Raw genomic sequence first — 16,603 nt, forward strand, 5'->3', positions numbered from 1 at the left:
CTCTTTCTGGGGTGCCATGCGTAACTATCTGATTTGAGAGTTATTTAAGGGGAAAATACATGACAATGTTTCTTGTCACGCCGCCGGCATTGGAGCCGGTGACGATTGCAGATGCACGCTCATTTTTAAGAATTTCGACCGAAAGCGAAGATGAGATCTTGCGTCGTATCATCAAGACAGCGCGCGAGATGGTCGAGGCGGATACAGGGTTAGCTTTGGTTGACCAAACATGGCGTCTGCGCGTTGATCGCTGGCCGCGCTCAGGTCGTTTGGCGCTGTTCAAATATCCGGTGAAGCTCGTGACATCCGTGGTGGCATATCGTCCCGATGGCAGTGCGATCATCATGGAACCAGAAGAGTTTATGCTTCAGCATGGGCGTCGTCCGCAGCGTGTTTACATGGCACAATATCCCGACGCACAGACGTTCTGTGGTCTGGAGATCGACTTCATTGCGGGCTTCGGCGAAACCGGCGTTGAAGTGCCGGATGCGCTCAAGCAGGCTATTCTGACGCTCACCGCGCACCTCTACGAAAACCGCGCAGGTCTTGCTGAAGCAAAAACGGAACTGCCTGCCATGGTTGGACAAATGGTCGATAGCTGGCGGCGCATATCTCTATGAACAATGTCCTGTTTATTGATCCGGGACAGCTCACAGCAGAGCTGGCCCTTGAGGCCATGCAGCCCGTTGCTGATGGCATGGGTGGTTATCGAGAGACATGGTTTGAAATTGGGACAGTGTGGGGGCGCATTGAGCCTGTATCCACCAGTCAACGTGACTTCGGCATTCGCCCACGCCCAGAGATAACCCACCGTATTTTGGTGCGTTATCGCGACGATATTTCCTCGGACAAACGCTTTCGCAAAGGCGGGCGCATTTTTTCGCTTCGTGCAGTTCACGATGCGGATGAACGGGGGCGTTATCTCATCTGTTTGGCAGTCGAGGAGGGGCGATGAATGTGACGATGAAACTGACCTTTGACGGTCTTATACGCGCTTTGCGGTTCCGGCAGACGGCAGTGCGGGAAGATATTTCTCTCGGGCGAATGAGCGTCCAACGTGAGCGTGAAAAACCAAGCGGGGAACAGAATGAAGAATGGCGCGGCAGCATTGCAGAAAGCACTTTATGACGCCTTGAAGAACGACGAAGAACTCATCGAAACACTTGGCGGCGAGCATGTTTATGACCATGTGCCGCCAAAGACGCCTTTTCCTTACGTCACGTTGGGCGAAACGCTTAGCAAGGACTGGAGCACGGCAAGCGAGCCGGGCGGCGAGCATTTTCTGAATATTCAGATATGGGCGCGCGAAGCAGGACGCAAACGCGTACTCGACATTGCCGGACGCATCGCGACACGGCTCGATGAAGAACCGCTTGATCTGGACGGCCATCGCATCATTAATCTGATGCTGACCGAAGTTCTGGCGCGCAACACAGACGGGTTTGGCAGCTATCTCGGCACCATGCGCTATCGGGCCGTGACAGAACCGGCCAACTAATACAGGAGCAAAATATGACAGCTCAACGTGGCAAGGACATCTTGCTGAAAATTGCGCACGCCACAGAGCAGTTTGAAACCTGCGCGGGTCTGCGCACCAAACGTATTGCCTTCAATGCGGAAACTGTCGATGTGACGGATGCGGACGCCGCCGGTCGATGGCGGCAATTGCTGGCAGGCAGTGGTGTTCAGCGCGCTTCCCTCAGCGGATCAGGTATCTTCAAGGATGCACCTTCTGATACTCTTATCCGCAGTATCTTTTTCAATGGCGAAATTCGTGAATGGCAGATTGTGTTGCCGGATTTTGGAACGATCACCGGAGCGTTTCAGATCGTTGCTCTGGAATATGGCGGCAATCACGATGCGGAAGTAACCTTTGAAATTGCGCTTGAATCCGCAGGGCTGATCGCCTTTGGAGAAGCGCTGTGATGGTCAATCGCCATCGCGGCGAGGTTGCGGCACAACTCGATGGTCGCGACTGGACACTCTGCCTGACGCTGGGTGCGCTGGCACAGCTGGAGTCTGCTTTCGAGGCAGACAATCTTTCCGACCTGATTGCACGCTTTTCCAGCGGCAAGCTTTCTGCCTTCGATATGCAACGCATTATTTGCGCGGGACTGCAAGGTGGCGGACACAATGTGCCGCTTGAAGACGTGGCTGAAATGCGTGCTGATGGCGGTGCAAGCGGCTATGCGCGCATTGTTTCAGCACTGCTGACCGCTACCTTTGGAACCGCAGAAAGCGATTCTCCTTCAAACCCTTAAGTGCCGCAGTTGAATCATCTCCTTCACGTCAGCCTTTTCCTTGGGAAGAGGTGATGCGTGCGGGATTTGGTCTGCTGCGGCTTTCTTCAAAAGACTTCTGGGCAATGACCCCACGCGAACTTGGCGCTGTTCTCAGCCCCGTTTCGCAGAGCAAAAATGCTCCTTCGCGCGCGACACTCGACGCGCTGATGCATGCCTTTCCCGACAGGTGATTAAACATGACAGATGAAACTGTAACCGTTTCCGTTGAGGCGGATACGAGTGCTTTTGATCGCGCTTTGACCGATCTTGAAAAGCGCTCGTCGAGCTTTGGAACGAGCCTGACGACTGCCCTTAAAAGTGCTGTCGTTTCCGGCAAAGGGCTGGAGGATGTGCTGCGCGGACTTGCGAGCAGTTTGGCGGGATCGGCATTGTCAGCCGGACTTCAGCCGCTACAGAGCCTGGGCTCTTCGTTGATGACGAGTGTATTGGGGGGCATCCGGGGCATCATGCCTTTCGCAAAAGGTGGGGTGGTTTCAAGCCCCACTTATTTTGGCATGGGCAACGGCTCGCTGGGTTTGACGGGTGAGGCGGGTGCGGAAGCGATCCTTCCCCTGGCGCGTGGTGCTGATGGCAGGCTGGGCGTTGCCACTGGTGGCAATGGCGGCAAGCCCGTGCAGGTTGTTTTCAATATGACATCGCCTGACGCATCTTCCTTCCGAAAGTCAGAAGCGCAGCTTTCCACCATGCTTGCGGGTGCTGTGCGCCGCGGCGCGCGGAGAATGTGAGATGGAAGCTTTTCACGATGTTCGCTTTCCGCTCGGCGTATCCTTTGGCTCAACCACTGGAACCGAATGGCGCAATGAAATTGTTACGCTCACATCCGGCATGGAAAAGCGCAATGCGCGCTGGGCGCATTCACGCAGGCATTTCGATGCAGGTACAGGCTTGCGCTCGCTGGATGATCTGAAAACAGTGCTTGCCTTCTTCGAGGCACGACGTGGGTCGCTGCATGCATTCCGCTTCAGTGATCCGTTTGATTTTTCATCGGCGACGGGAACTGCTGCACCCTCATATAATGATCAGCGCATTGGAACTGGTGATGGTGCTACCCCGCACTTTCAGCTGGTCAAACAATATGAGGCTTACAGCCGCCCGGTCACACGTCCCGTCATGGGATCGGTGCTGATTGGTGTTGAGGGTGTGAAGCTTAATGAGGGCGAGGCTTATACGCTCGATCATGCCACTGGGATTGTAGTTTTCACTCAAACTTATGTGCCTGCCGGGGGCGCTCAGGTGACGGCGGGCTTTCTTTTCGATGTGCCGGTACGCTTCGACACAGATCGCCTGACAGCCAGCATTACCTCCTTTTAGGCGGGTGAAATTCCTTCCATTCCTATCATTGAGGTCAAGGCATGATCCCTGTTCCCGCGCAACTTGAATCACATCTGAAGGGCGAAGTAACAAGCCATTGCTTTGCATGGCTTATCAGACGTTCCGATCAGGTGGTCATGGGCTTTACGGACCACGATCAGACGCTAGATCTCGATGGGGTTTCCTGCGAACCGCTGACAGGTCTCAACAGCAGTGAAGCTACGACGACGCTTGGCCTTGCAATCGCTGGTGGCGATGTGGAGGGTGTGTTGTCCTCTTCACGCATCAGCGAGACGGACATTGAGCAGGGGCGCTTTGATGGCGCTATTGTTGAAAGCTATCTCGTCAACTGGAATGCGCCGGACCAGCATATGCTTTTGCGGCGCTGGACCGTGGGCGCGATCACTCGTTCAGGTGGTCGCTTTGTAATAGAGTTGAAGGGCGCTGCGGCGGCCTTTGATGCTGTCTGCGGCAGACGTGTTCTGCGCCAGTGTGATGCCGTGCTGGGTGACGAGCGCTGCGGCGTTAGCATCAGTGATCCGCGCTTTTTTGCGAATGGTTCTGTGACCAGCGCTGAGGGTGCTATTCTAAGGGTCGCCGGTCTTGAAGGTTTTGCCAGCGGCTGGTTTACACAGGGCCGGCTCACATGGATAAGCGGCGACAATCGGGGCGCATCGGTGCGCGTTGTAGCACATAGCAGCAACAATCTGAGCCTTACAGAGCCACCGGTGCTCGCTGCAAAATCGGGCGATACGTTTCGTCTTGTTGCTGGATGCGACAAAAGCTTTGCCGCCTGTAAGGCGAAGTTTGCCAATGTTACGAATTTTCGCGGCTTCCCACATCTCCCCGGAAATGATGCAGCCTTTGCCTATGTGAGCGGCGGTAATGAATATGATGGGAGTGCACTGGTCCCATGATGATTGCCGAAAGAGTTTTGGGCGAGACTGAGCGCTGGATTGGCACACCCTACCGGCATGGTGCTTCTACGTGCGGCATAAGCTGTGATTGTCTTGGTTTGGTGCGGGGCATCTGGCGCGCGCTTTATGGTGTAGAGCCGGAGACGCCTGCTACCTACGCGCCTGACTGGGCCGAGGCAGCAATAGGTGAGCCGCTGATAGAGGCGGCATCCCGGCACATGCAGCAGCGCAGCGAGACTGATCCGCAACCGGGTGATCTGCTCATCTTCCGCTGGCGCTCCGATGTGGCTGCCAAGCATCTTGGCATTATGGCGCGCGAGAACCGTTTCATCCATGCCTATGAGGGGCATCGCGTGATGTCTTCGGCGCTGGTCCCGCAATGGCGCAAGCGTATTGCCGGAATTTTTATTTTCCCTGAACCAGAAAGTTAAGCAATGGCGACTGTTGTTCTGCAAGCCGTAGGCGCTGCCGTTGGTGGTATTTTTGGCCCTGTGGGTGCTGCCATTGGCGCGGGGCTTGGCGCTATGGGTGGCTATGCTATCGACACGGCCATTATCAACTCAACCCGCCATATGGAAGGCGCTCGCCTCAATAGCGGCCGCGTCGCAACGGTTGAGGAAGGCGCCGCTTTGCCGTTCGTTTATGGTACGGCACGGCTTTCGGGCACGTTGATCTGGGCCACACGTTTTGAGGAAAAGAAAACCACAGAGCGGCAGGGCGGCAAGGGTGGACCAAAAGTCACCTCTTATAGCTATTTTGGCAATATGGCTTATGCGGTCGCGGAAGGCGAAATCGCTGGCATTCGTCGTGTCTGGGCTGATGGGCAGGAGCTTGATCTCACCGAGATCGAAATGCGTATTTATCGTGGCACCAATACACAGCAGCCAGATCCACTGATTGAAGCCAAGCAGGGCACAGGCAATGCTCCCGCCTATTGTGGAACGGCCTATGTGGTTTTCGAGCGCATTCCGCTTGATGTGTATGGTAATCGTTTGCCGCAATTTCAGTTTGAGGTTTTGCGCCCTGTAGGACAAGTCGCGCGCGATGTGCGTGCTATCGCGCTCATTCCCGGCTCGACGGAATTTGGTTTGTCACCATCTCCCGTAACCGATCAACCATTTCCGGGTGAGCGCAGGACGCTTAACCGCAATGCAAAGCGCGGACGCAGCGACTGGACCGTCGCGATGGATGAATTGCAGGCGCTTTGTCCGCAACTCCAGCATGTTGCAATCGTTCTGCCGTGGTTTGGCAATGATCTGCGTGCCGGATCATGTATGATCAGGCCGGGAGTCACACATCAAAGTTCGTCGTCATCAAGCCAGACGTGGAAAGTTGAAAATGTCACGCGCAGTGGAGCACATCTGATTTCCACGAGCGGTGAGGGCGCCGCCTACGGCGGCACACCATCTGATCAGAGTGTGATTGATGCTATTCGCGATGCGAAAGCGCGTGGCTTGAAAGTGACGCTATATCCTTTCATCATGATGGATATTCCTGTTGATAATCAGTTGCCATCCCCAGATGGCGGAACAGGGCAGTCAGTCTATCCGTGGCGCGGACGTATCACCTGTCACCCTGCCATCGGTGTTGCTGGCTCGCCGGATAAGACCGAAGAAGCCGCCAATCAGATCGCAGCTTTCGTTAATGGAACATGGGGTTACAGGCGTTTTCTGAATCATTGTGCAAATCTTGCGCTTCAGGCGGGTGGGGTGGATGCATTTCTGCTGGGCTCCGAATTGCGGGGCTTAACCAGCATTCGTGAAAGCCGCGAGAGTTTCCCGTTCGTCATGCATCTTTGCGCGCTGGCTGCTGAAATTCGCACCAAACTTGGAGCCAGCTGCCGTATTAGTTACGGCGCGGACTGGACTGAATATTTCGGCTATCAGGCGCAGGACGGCACCGGCGATCTTTATTTCAACCTAGACCCGCTTTGGGCGCATCCGGCAATCGATGCGATTGGTATCGACAATTATATGCCGCTTGCCGACTGGCGCGATAGTGATCTTGATGGTGGTAACCCGGATGGCTTTGAAGGCGCTTATGATCCTGATGGTCTGAGCAGCAACATCGAATCTGGTGAAGGCTTCGACTGGTATTATGCAAGTGGCCAAGACCGGATAGCGCGCAATCGCACGCCTATCACCGACGGCATGGCAGGCAAACCGTGGGTTTACCGATACAAAGACATTTGCTCATGGTGGAGTAACCCGCATTATAACCGGGTGGATGGTGCGGAAGTGTCCGCGTCAACAGGATGGGTTCCGCAATCAAAGCCGGTTTGGTTTACTGAACTCGGCTGTCCAGCTGTCGATAAGGGGCCGAACCAGCCCAATGTCTTCCCTGATCCGAAATCGTCGGAAAACGCGACGCCCTATTTTTCGAATGGGGCACGTTCTGATATTGCCATGGATCGCTTTTTGCGAGCACATTATCAGTATTGGCCGGATCATAATCCGGTCTCTCCCGTCTATGGTGGGCCGATGCTTGACATGGATCGCATCTATCTCTGGTCATGGGACACGAGGCCGTTTCCGGAGTTTCCGCTCAAAGGTGATGTTTGGGGCGATACGCCAAACTGGCGGCTGGGTCACTGGCTGAATGGCCGTATCAGCGGGGTCGCCGTGGATGAACTCATTGCTGCAATTCTTGCAGACTTTGGCCTGCCGACTGCTGACTGCTCGGGCGTAGACGGACATCTGACTGGATTTGTTATTGGAGAGCCAAGCACGGCGCGCGGTGTACTGGAACCGCTGATGAATGTCTTCGGTATTCACGGCTTTGAGCAGGCTGGTCAATTTGTGTTTCGCAGCATTGGTCGTGCGGCTCCTGTACTTGACGTCGCGGCGACGCTTGTTGAACCGACCGATGGCGAAGCACTGACTGCAGTTCTTGAAGATCAGGGTGACTTACCTTCGGTGGCAGAACTCTATTGCAACGACCCACTGCGTGATTTTCAGGTGGTTGGTGCATCGGTGCGACGCGATTCTGGACAAGGCACCGAAAGCCTCAGCTTATCTGGTTCCATGGAACCGGGGCAGGCGAGCGCATTCGCAGAGGCGTGGATGGCGCGCCGCTATGCCGAGCGTCGGACGGCAAGTTTCTCACTGCCATGGTCAGAAGCGGCCCTTCATGTCGGCGATCGGGTGCGACTTAATATGCTGGGCGGTGGGCGTAACTACATCGTTTCCTCGTTGGAAGATGGTGAAGTTCGTGCGGTTAAGGCGGTGGCCCTTGCACCGAATGTTGTTTTTGCAGATAGGGGAGAGACGCCGCAGCTTCCTCCAGGCGAACCGGTTTCGGATATGAAGCCGATTTTCCATCTCATTGATTTGCCGTTATGTCCCGGTGCAGAAGACTCTGCCGGTCAGTTCCGCATTGCCGCTCATGCCAAGCCATGGCGAGGGGTGGCAGCCTATGCATCTCCAACAGGCGACGGTTTTGCCGAACGCAGCCTCATCACGGAACGGACAGTGATGGGCGAGCTGACTGCGCCGCTAGCAAGTGGGGCAAGTGGACGGATGATCAATGCGCAGACGATAGAGTTGGCACTTTATTCGGGTGAATTGCAATCAAAGTCACTCGCTCAAATCCTCAATGGTGTGAATATGGCGGTGATCAAATCTCCCGATGAAAAATGGGAGGTGATTCAGTTTTTGGAAGCTGATGAGATCGGGCAAAATCATTGGCGGTTAAGCAATCTTTTGCGTGGACAGCTTGGCACTGAATCGGCAGCATGGCTTGAAAAGCCAGCGGGCACTCCATTCATATTGTTTGACGGCGGCGTGCTAGGCATTGGTCTGACGTCATCGGAAATTGGACTGGAACTTAACTGGCGAATAGGCGCGGCAGGTAAGTCATTCTCGGATGAATATTTCGATACGGTCAAAGCGATTGGTGGCTTGCAGGCATTGAGACCGCTGAGTCCTGTGCATCTCAAGGCTGAACAGCTTAGCAATGGTGATCTGTTGCTTAGCTGGATCAGACGCGGACGGATTGATGCTGATAGCTGGATGGGTGCAGACATACCGCTTGGCGAGGACAGCGAAAATTATGGCGTGGAAGTCTGGCAGTCAGAAGTGCGCGTGAGGACTATAGAAGTATCAACTGCATCGTGGATATATCCGAGTGCCGCGCGATTTGCTGAGGTTGGAACCAGTCCATTCGAAATTCGGATTGCAATGTTAAGCCCGAGAGTTGGGGCTGGCGAGTTTGCCTCAATTCAAATTCAAAGCAATTCTTAATGTAAGAGGAAATCTCATGTCTGATGATAAAGCCTGGTATCTCTCCCGCACTGTCTGGGCTGGACTTGTCGCGTTGTTTTTGTCGCTTGCAGGTGCGTTTGGTCTTGTCAGTGAAGCGGTAGATCAAGGTGCACTGACTGATGTATTGCTGCAACTCGCTACCGCAATCGCCGGCCTTGTCGCCATTTTTGGTCGGATAGGGGCAACTTCGCGCATTTCATAATTTTATAAACCGTGATAGCAGGGTTATTGAATATGCTTGATCCCGGAATATTGACGGATGCTCCGGATGATCTTATGTGTAAAAACAATGGTTTAAATAGTCGCTGTCTTAATATGAGGCATTTGCTATTTTATGGGCTTAATTTCCTTTGTGTCCTTCGGCGGAGTGTATCGTTCATGCATCGTTCAGCTGACAGGCGCTATATAAGGGACATGATGAAACAGAACCCTGCTCTCAAAATTTTCGCGCTTCTGGCCGTTAGCATTGGTCTGTTGCCGGTCAGTGCCGGTGCCCTACCAATTACGATGCCTCAAAAGTCAAACGTCTTTGTCGTTGCCGCCGCTGATTGCGCGGCAGTTGGCGAGCAAGTGGCTGCCTCGCAGGGCGGCCAGTTGGCTAAATCAACGCCGACAACGCAAAATGGCCGAGCCATGTGTGTGGTCGTGGTACTTATACCAGGACGTGATGGCGAACGTCCGCGTCGCGTTGAAGTGGCCGTACCCGCACAATAAGCGGCTTTGCTACGGCATTAAGCAAGGGAATATGGCTTGCGTATTCTGATCGTTGAAGACGATAAAGATCTCAACAGGCAGCTTTCTGATGCGATGGCGAGCGCAGGCTATGTCGTAGACAGCGCGTTCGACGGTGAGGAAGGTCATCATCTTGGTGACACCGAACCTTATGATGCGGTGGTCCTCGATATAGGTCTGCCACAGATGGACGGTATCAGCGTCGTCGAACGCTGGCGGCGTGATGGTCGTGCAATGCCAGTTCTCATGCTGACCGCACGCGATCGGTGGAGCGATAAAGTCGCTGGTATAGATGCTGGCGCAGACGATTATGTCGCGAAGCCATTTCATATCGAAGAAGTCATGGCGCGATTGCGCGCGCTCATCCGACGCGCGGCAGGACATGCATCTTCTGAGCTGGTTTGTGGTACGCTTCATCTTGATACTAAGACCTCAAAGGCCAGTGTCGATGGTGTAGCACTCAAGCTGACATCGCACGAATATCGCCTGCTGTCTTATCTCATGCATCATATGGATGAGGTGGTATCGCGGACCGAGCTGGTCGAGCATTTGTACGATCAGGACTTCGACCGCGATTCTAATACGATTGAAGTTTTTGTCGGTCGTCTTCGTAAGAAAATGGGCGTTGATCTGATCGAAACCGTGCGTGGCATGGGCTATCGTATGCGGTCTGATGGGCAGGGAGATGTGAAAGGGAGCGGGAACTGAAGCTTCTTCGCGTTTTCCCCCCTTTGCGTTCGCTGGCTATCCGCGTTGTTACGCTTTCGACGCTGTGGGTCATTATCGCACTTGTCGTCGTGGCAACGCTTATCAGCACACTTTATGGTGATGCGGCGCGTAACAATTTCGAGCGATTGCTGACGGCCCATCTGTTCAGTCTCGTTGGCGCGGTCAGCATAACGCCAGATGGCACCCTTCAGGGGCGTCCGGAACTGGGCGAATTGCGCTATTCCAGTCCGCTTTCTGGTTGGTACTGGTCTGTTGATCCTATTTCCAAAAATGTAAGCGGCAAACTGCAATCTCTATCGTCAATTGGGCGCCTCGTTCCAGAAATCCCGGTATCGCAGGTGCCTTTCGACAGCTCTTTCATGCGTAGCTACACTTTGCCGGGGTTGAACGGCGAAGAGCTTTACATTGTCGAAACCGAAGTCGTTCTGGATAATGATAATCGTGTTGCGCGCTTTCGCGTGATGGGCAATCTAAGTGAAGTCATCAGTGAAATTTCGGACTTCCGGAGAAAGCTCGCTTTTTACCTTGCGATTTTTGGCCTTGGCAGTGTCTTCATCAATGCTGGAATTATTCTGTTTGGACTCCGTCCGCTCGACAAGGTGCGTCAGGCACTTGCGGACATTCGCGAAGGGCGCTCAGCAAAATTAGATACGTCACTGCCCATAGAAATTGCTCCACTTGCCAAAGAAATGAATGCACTGATTGAAAACAACCGTCGTATTGTCGAGCGTTCGCGAACGCAGGTTGGCAATCTCGCGCATTCGCTGAAAACGCCGCTTTCAGTTCTTGCCAATGAAGCGCGAAGCATGGGCGGTGAGCAGGGGCGCGTCATTCTTGAACAAAGCGAAGCGATGCAAGTGCAGATACAGCATTATCTGCAACGCGCACGCATTGCAGCGCAGCGCGATAGCGTTGTGTTCAGAACGCCGGTGACGCCAGTTCTGGAGCGCATGGAGCGGGTGACGGTCAAACTCAATCCGTCTTTCAATCTCAGTTTTAAGAACGCTTTGCCGGGTGCAGTCTTTGCTGGTGAAAAGGAAGACTTGGAAGAGATCGTTGGCAATCTTCTCGAAAATGCGGGTAAGTGGGGGCGTAAGCGTATAAAAATCACGCTCCGAACAACGGTAGATGTGAAACGTCAGTTTGAGATTTTGATTGAGGACGATGGCCCGGGCCTTGCTCCAGACAAAATAGAGGCGGCATTAAAGCGGGGTAATCGTGTCGACGAAACCAAGCCCGGCACCGGTCTTGGTTTGGCAATCGTTCAGGATACTGTGCGTGAATATGGTGGAAGTTTGCATCTTGCAAAAAGCAATATGGGTGGACTTGCTGTACGCGTTGTGTTGCCGCTGACTGAAGATTGAGAGTTGTTTTTGCCGCAAGGCTCACTACAAGGTTAGGATGACAGCTGCATTTTGCGATAATATGCATGCTCATCTTTATGAAGGCCGGTTTATTATGATGATGGTTTCTAGGTTTTCTGCTCCGCTTTTGATCGCGTCTATCGCGCTTACGCTTTCTGCCTGTGGAACATCTAGCGGCGGCAAGGGCGGTGGGCTGACGTCAATTGGCGGACTTTCTTCAAAGACAGAAACGCGCCCGGACCTTCTTGCGTCGTTAGGTAACGGCCTGCTTGGCAGTTCCGTTGGGCAATTGACTGCGGCTGATCGTAAAAAAGCGCTTGAAGCAGAATATCGTGCACTTGAATATTCGCCGGCGGGTAAGGTCGTTTCATGGAGCGGTGGTGCTTCTACATCTGGTGATGTAACAGCCGCGCAGCCTTATCAGGTCGGGTCGCAGAATTGCCGTCAATATACGCACAGTTTCACAATAGCTGGTGCGCCGCAAAGCGCGCGTGGTACAGCTTGCCGTAATGCGGATGGAAGCTGGACGCCTCTGACATAATTTTTTTGAAAAGATGTGAGTCGTTTTACTTAGATATGCGCAAGGCGCATCGCTATTATTTCCTCTATGCACGGGCATGCTTGAAAAGCCGCATTTTACGATGATTGCTTTGCGGCGAATTGCCCTAGTTACCCGGATTCGGCACTGTTCGAGTTGGTTTTTATGCCGACCGGGATTAAGTCTCAGCCATGGAATTCTGGTTGACTGCCGCCGCGCTGACTTTTGCAGCTACAATGATTGTTTTGTTACCGCTTACTCGGAACAAGCAGGAATTTTTGCCCCCTGAAAAAAATGATCTGGAAGTGTATCGCGACCAGTTGCGTGAGGTCGAGGCCGATGCTGCGCGCGGCATGATCGACGCGCCGAGTGCAGAGCAGGCGTGCATTGAAATATCCCGCCGTATTCTCAATGCTGAGAAAAGTAACTCAGAAGCCGTTTCAAGTTTAAAAAAGGCGCGTTCAGGGCGTATCGTGGCCTTTGCATCGGTGTTGTCGGTTCCTTTGATCGCATGGGGTGTTTATCCGATTTTTGGTGCGCCTGATATGCCGTCGATGCCATTGGCCGCGCGATTGGAAAATAGTCCGCAAAATAGCTCCGTTGACGAGTTGATCGCCCGCGCTGAAGCGCATCTGGCGCAAAATCCAAATGACGCGCGTGGCTGGGATGTATTGGCACCAATTTATCTGCGCATTGGTCGCGGCAACGATGCAGTCAATGCCTATCGTTCAGCGATCAGGCTTGAAGGCGAAAATTTCCCACGGGTCCTCGGCCTTGGTGAAGCGCTGATCGCTGTGTCTGGTGGTCCTGTAACGGCTGAAGCCGAAGGCCTTTTCAACAAAGCGACAGCATTGAACACGGACGATATTCGCCCGCAATATTATCTCGCGCAGGGTGAGTTGCAGGATGGTAATTCAGAGGGGGCTGTGAAGCGCTTGCAAACCCTTCTCGATAATGGTCCTGCCGACGCGCCTTGGCGCTCGCAGATTGAGAAGGCAATTGCCTTTATCCATGATTCGGCCAATTCGTCATCTTCACCCGCGAAGGGACCAACCACTGAGGACGTCGATGCCGCCGCTTCTATGAATGCGGAAGACCGTCAGGCAATGGTTGAAGGCATGGTTCAGCGGCTCGATGAAAGCCTGCGTGAAAACGGCGCTGATCTGGAAGGCTGGAAGCGTCTTGTGCGCTCTTACATGATCCTTGATCGTCGTGATGCAGCCGCCGATGCGCTGAAGCGTGGTGCGGCTGCACTCGATAGCGAGCAGCAAGTTGAGCTTAAAAATTTTGCAGCAGGACTTGGTTTGGAAGCAGGGAGCGCAACGCAATGAGTGCGACCGCAGAAGGCAATGGACGCAACATAAAGTCAGCGGGCAATCTGGCCCGCACCGTCAGCCGCAGGAAGCGTAAGCGACTGATGCTGATTGGTGGCGCTCTGGTCGTGCTGGCAATTGCTGTCGGTCTTATGCTCATGGCCTTCAGTCAGGATATTCGCTTTTTCCGAACCCCTGCCGATCTGACGGAACAAGAAATTGCGTCTGGCGCGCGTTTCCGGCTGGGTGGTCTTGTCGAAGAAGGCTCGGTTGTGCGTGAGGGTAGTGAGCTTCGTTTCACGGTCACCGATACAATCAAGACGGTCAAAGTCGTTTTTGAAGGCATTGCCCCTGACTTGTTCAGAGAAGGGCAGGGCGTTGTTGCAGAAGGCCGTTTTGAACCCGACGGTATTTTTCGCGCCGACAGCGTCCTTGCAAAACATGATGAAAATTATGTCCCGAAAGACCTCGCCGACAGCCTGAAAAAGAAGGGCGTTTGGGAAGGTAAATGATGGGAACTGGAAAAAGCCTATGAATGTCGAGATTGGTCATTTCGCGCTCGTTCTGGCACTGGCTTTGTCAGTGGTTCAGTCCATCGTGCCCGTGGTTGGCGCGCAGCGCAGAGACATGCAGCTTATGGGCGTTGCCGTTCCGACAACACTTGCAGTTTTCGCGCTGATTGCTTTTTCATTTGCTGTGCTGACACTCGCTTACGTCGTTTCCGATTTTTCGGTGCTGAACGTGGTCGAGAACTCGCATTCGCAAAAGCCGATGCTTTATAAGATCACCGGCGTATGGGGCAATCATGAAGGCTCCATGCTGCTTTGGGTGCTGATTCTCAGCTTCTTCAGCGCACTCGTGGCTGCGTTTTCTGGCAATTTGCCGGAAACTCTGCGCGCGAATGTTCTTGGCGTTCAGGGTTGGATAGGGACGGCATTTCTGGCGTTCATCATTTTTACGTCCAATCCGTTCACACGTATTATTCCTGCACCGCTTGAAGGTGGTGATCTCAATCCGATCTTGCAGGATATTGGTCTCGCGATCCATCCGCCGCTGCTCTATCTTGGCTATGTCGGCTTTTCCGTTTGCTTCTCTTTCGCTGTTGCAGCGCTCATAGAAGGGCGTTTGGATGCCGCATGGGCGCGCTGGGTTCGCCCTTGGGCGCTGGTCGCATGGATGTTTCTCACTGGCGGCATCGCAATGGGTTCGTACTGGGCCTATTATGAGCTTGGCTGGGGTGGCTGGTGGTTCTGGGATCCGGTGGAGAACGCATCCTTCATGCCTTGGCTAGTTGGCACCGCGCTGCTGCACTCGGCAATCGTTATGGAAAAGCGCTCGGCGCTTAAAATCTGGACAGTTCTGCTTGCGATCCTGACGTTCTCGCTTTCTTTGCTCGGAACATTCCTTGTCCGTTCGGGCGTATTGACCTCCGTGCATAGTTTCGCAACCGATCCGGGGCGCGGACTGTTCATCCTTGCTATTCTCGCCATATTTATCGGCGGGTCGCTGTCACTCTTTGCATTGCGCGTCCAAAGCCTGTCATCAGGTGGATTGTTTCAGCCAATTTCTCGCGAAGGTGCGCTGGTCTTTAATAATCTGTTCCTCACCACTGCTGCGGCGACAGTTCTCATTGGCACACTCTATCCCCTGTTGCTCGAAGTGCTCACCGGCGAAAAGATTTCGGTCGGCGCGCCTTTCTTCAACATGACCTTTGGCCCGTTGATGATCCCACTGCTTATGGCTGTGCCGTTTGGACCATTGCTTGCTTGGAAGCGTGGTGATCTTTACGGCGTTGCACAACGACTAATGGCGGCTTTTGCGCTGGCACTTATTACGGTCGGTATTGTTCTCTGGCAGAGCAATTCTCATTCGGTGCTGGCTGCGATGGGTGTTGGTCTTGCCGTATGGCTGATTGTCGGAAGCCTTACCGACCTGTGGCTAAAAGCAGGCATTGGCAAAGTTTCGGCTGTCAAAGCGCTGTCACGCTTTAAAGGTCTTCCGCGTTCGGTTTTCGGCACCGCACTTGCCCATATCGGTCTTGGTGTCACGCTACTCGGGATCGTCAGTGTGACCACCTATGGCACAGAAAACGTTCTGGTGATGCGTCCGGGCGACACGACGAAGGCAGCGGATTATTCGTTGCGTTTTGAAGGTATGCGCCCGCTGACTGGATCAAATTTCACTGAAAATCGAGGCGACTTTACGCTTTTCGATTCTTCAAATCATGATCTTGGTATTGTCCACTCGTCAAAGCGTTTCTTCCCGGCCCGACAGATGCCAACGACAGAATCCGGCATCAAGACGCTCTGGTTTAGTCAGGTCTATGTGGCTCTTGGCGATGAACCGGGTGATGGCTCTATCGTTGTGCGCATATGGTGGAAGCCACATGTAACGCTGATTTGGTATGGCGCGCTGGTGATGATGATTGGTGCAATCTTCTCACTTGCCGATCGCCGCCTTCGTGTTGGTGCTCCGTCCAAAGCGCGAAAGCCATCGTCGAAAGAGGCGGGGGCGACCATATGAGGATTACGAAAAAGTTCGTCACGGTTTTACTAACGCTTTTTCTGACGTTTCAGATATCCAGCGCTTTCGCTGTTAATCCGGACGAAGTTCTTCCTGATCCGCAGCTTGAAAAGCGTGCCCGACAAATCTCGTCAGAGCTGCGCTGCATGGTTTGCCAGAACGAATCAATCGACGATTCCAATGCTGAACTCGCGCGTGATTTGCGTATTCTGGTGCGAGAACGTTTGACATCTGGCGATTCTGATAAGCAGGTCGTTGATTTTGTTGTCGACCGCTATGGCGAGTTTGTTCTCTTAAAGCCACGCTTCAATGCACAAACTGCGATTCTATGGGGCTTTCCTGTAATGGTACTTCTGTTTGGTGGCATTGCTTTAATGATTGCTTTCCGCCGACGAAATGCGGTTCCTGATGTCCAAAAGCCGTTGTCTGATGGCGAAAAAGCCGAGCTTTCCCGTCTTCTCGACGATAAATAGCAATTTGGTTGGCTTTCAAACCTTACAAAACTTTCATTTTCCGGAAATTGAGCGGTAAGGTAGCGCTGACTATCTTAACATCATAACGGATTAACAGGGTCGGTGCCGCCCAAGAGGACCAGCCCCGGATTGCTTCTT

The 16,603-nt window shown here is 53.5% G+C and carries 19 protein-coding genes and 1 pseudogene; all 20 read left to right on the forward strand.

The features are described 5' to 3' along the window. Positions 1-59: 59 nt before the first annotated feature. A complete protein-coding gene (locus WH356_RS00835) occupies positions 60-620 on the forward strand; it encodes a head-tail connector protein (RefSeq protein WP_339508130.1) in 561 nt (186 codons plus the stop codon). Then, the gene (locus WH356_RS00840; protein ID WP_339508131.1) at positions 617-955 is read left to right on the forward strand and encodes a phage head closure protein; all 339 of its coding nucleotides are present in this window, start codon (positions 617-619) and stop codon (positions 953-955) included. The genes WH356_RS00835 and WH356_RS00840 overlap by 4 nt, the downstream gene beginning before the upstream one ends. Before the next feature lie 132 nt (positions 956-1,087). Then, positions 1,088-1,498, forward strand: coding sequence for a DUF3168 domain-containing protein (locus WH356_RS00845; RefSeq protein WP_339508132.1), 411 nt, complete (start codon positions 1,088-1,090; stop codon positions 1,496-1,498). 14 nt (positions 1,499-1,512) lie between these two features. Continuing rightward, positions 1,513-1,926 carry a phage major tail protein, TP901-1 family gene (locus WH356_RS00850; RefSeq protein WP_339508133.1) on the forward strand — a complete coding sequence of 138 codons (414 nt, stop codon included), beginning with the start codon at positions 1,513-1,515 and terminating at the stop codon, positions 1,924-1,926. After that, positions 1,926-2,261, forward strand: a complete 336-nt coding sequence (locus WH356_RS00855) for a gene transfer agent family protein (protein ID WP_339508134.1) — start codon at positions 1,926-1,928, stop codon at positions 2,259-2,261. The genes WH356_RS00850 and WH356_RS00855 overlap by 1 nt, the downstream gene beginning before the upstream one ends. A gap of 44 nt (positions 2,262-2,305) precedes the next feature. Beyond that, positions 2,306-2,473 (forward strand): annotated as a pseudogene (locus tag WH356_RS00860) (rcc01693 family protein); the annotation flags it as partial. Between the two features lie 6 nt (positions 2,474-2,479). After that, entirely contained in the window at positions 2,480-3,028 is a 549-nt protein-coding gene (locus WH356_RS00865) for a phage tail tape measure protein (RefSeq protein ID WP_339508135.1), read from the forward strand. Between the two features lies 1 nt (position 3,029). Further along, positions 3,030-3,614, forward strand: a complete 585-nt coding sequence (locus WH356_RS00870; protein WP_339508136.1) for a DUF2460 domain-containing protein — start codon at positions 3,030-3,032, stop codon at positions 3,612-3,614. Positions 3,615-3,655: 41 nt separating this feature from the next. After that, complete coding sequence (locus tag WH356_RS00875; RefSeq protein WP_339508137.1) at positions 3,656-4,531, forward strand: DUF2163 domain-containing protein; 876 nt, start codon at positions 3,656-3,658, stop codon at positions 4,529-4,531. Further along, complete coding sequence (locus WH356_RS00880; RefSeq protein WP_339508138.1) at positions 4,528-4,962, forward strand: C40 family peptidase; 435 nt, start codon at positions 4,528-4,530, stop codon at positions 4,960-4,962. Before WH356_RS00875 ends, WH356_RS00880 begins: the two co-directional genes overlap by 4 nt. Before the next feature lie 3 nt (positions 4,963-4,965). Next, a complete protein-coding gene (locus WH356_RS00885; RefSeq protein ID WP_339508140.1) occupies positions 4,966-8,772 on the forward strand; it encodes a baseplate multidomain protein megatron in 3,807 nt (1,268 codons plus the stop codon). A gap of 16 nt (positions 8,773-8,788) precedes the next feature. Then, positions 8,789-8,995 (forward strand): hypothetical protein, encoded by a 207-nt coding sequence (locus WH356_RS00890; RefSeq protein ID WP_339508142.1) that lies wholly within the window; start codon positions 8,789-8,791, stop codon positions 8,993-8,995. Positions 8,996-9,210: 215 nt separating this feature from the next. Beyond that, the gene (locus tag WH356_RS00895; protein ID WP_339508901.1) at positions 9,211-9,507 is read left to right on the forward strand and encodes a hypothetical protein; all 297 of its coding nucleotides are present in this window, start codon (positions 9,211-9,213) and stop codon (positions 9,505-9,507) included. 36 nt (positions 9,508-9,543) lie between these two features. Then, positions 9,544-10,233: a response regulator transcription factor gene (locus tag WH356_RS00900; RefSeq protein WP_339508144.1), complete on the forward strand. Its 690-nt coding sequence runs from the start codon at positions 9,544-9,546 to the stop codon at positions 10,231-10,233. A gap of 74 nt (positions 10,234-10,307) precedes the next feature. Then, entirely contained in the window at positions 10,308-11,618 is a 1,311-nt protein-coding gene (locus WH356_RS00905; protein ID WP_339508902.1) for an ATP-binding protein, read from the forward strand. Between the two features lie 94 nt (positions 11,619-11,712). Next, positions 11,713-12,159 (forward strand): hypothetical protein, encoded by a 447-nt coding sequence (locus WH356_RS00910; protein ID WP_339508146.1) that lies wholly within the window; start codon positions 11,713-11,715, stop codon positions 12,157-12,159. Positions 12,160-12,347: 188 nt separating this feature from the next. Next, positions 12,348-13,487: a c-type cytochrome biogenesis protein CcmI gene (ccmI, locus tag WH356_RS00915; RefSeq protein ID WP_339508148.1), complete on the forward strand. Its 1,140-nt coding sequence runs from the start codon at positions 12,348-12,350 to the stop codon at positions 13,485-13,487. Further along, positions 13,484-13,981: a cytochrome c maturation protein CcmE gene (ccmE, locus tag WH356_RS00920; protein ID WP_339508150.1), complete on the forward strand. Its 498-nt coding sequence runs from the start codon at positions 13,484-13,486 to the stop codon at positions 13,979-13,981. The genes ccmI and ccmE overlap by 4 nt, the downstream gene beginning before the upstream one ends. 19 nt (positions 13,982-14,000) lie before the next feature. Next, positions 14,001-15,992, forward strand: coding sequence for a heme lyase CcmF/NrfE family subunit (locus tag WH356_RS00925; protein WP_339508151.1), 1,992 nt, complete (start codon positions 14,001-14,003; stop codon positions 15,990-15,992). Continuing rightward, positions 15,989-16,465, forward strand: a complete 477-nt coding sequence (locus WH356_RS00930) for a cytochrome c-type biogenesis protein (RefSeq protein ID WP_339508152.1) — start codon at positions 15,989-15,991, stop codon at positions 16,463-16,465. Before WH356_RS00925 ends, WH356_RS00930 begins: the two co-directional genes overlap by 4 nt. The last annotated feature ends 138 nt before the right edge of the window (positions 16,466-16,603 follow it).

It is taken from the genome of Ochrobactrum sp. MYb379, assembly GCF_037479515.1.
Taxonomy (GTDB): Bacteria; Pseudomonadota; Alphaproteobacteria; order Rhizobiales; family Rhizobiaceae; genus Brucella.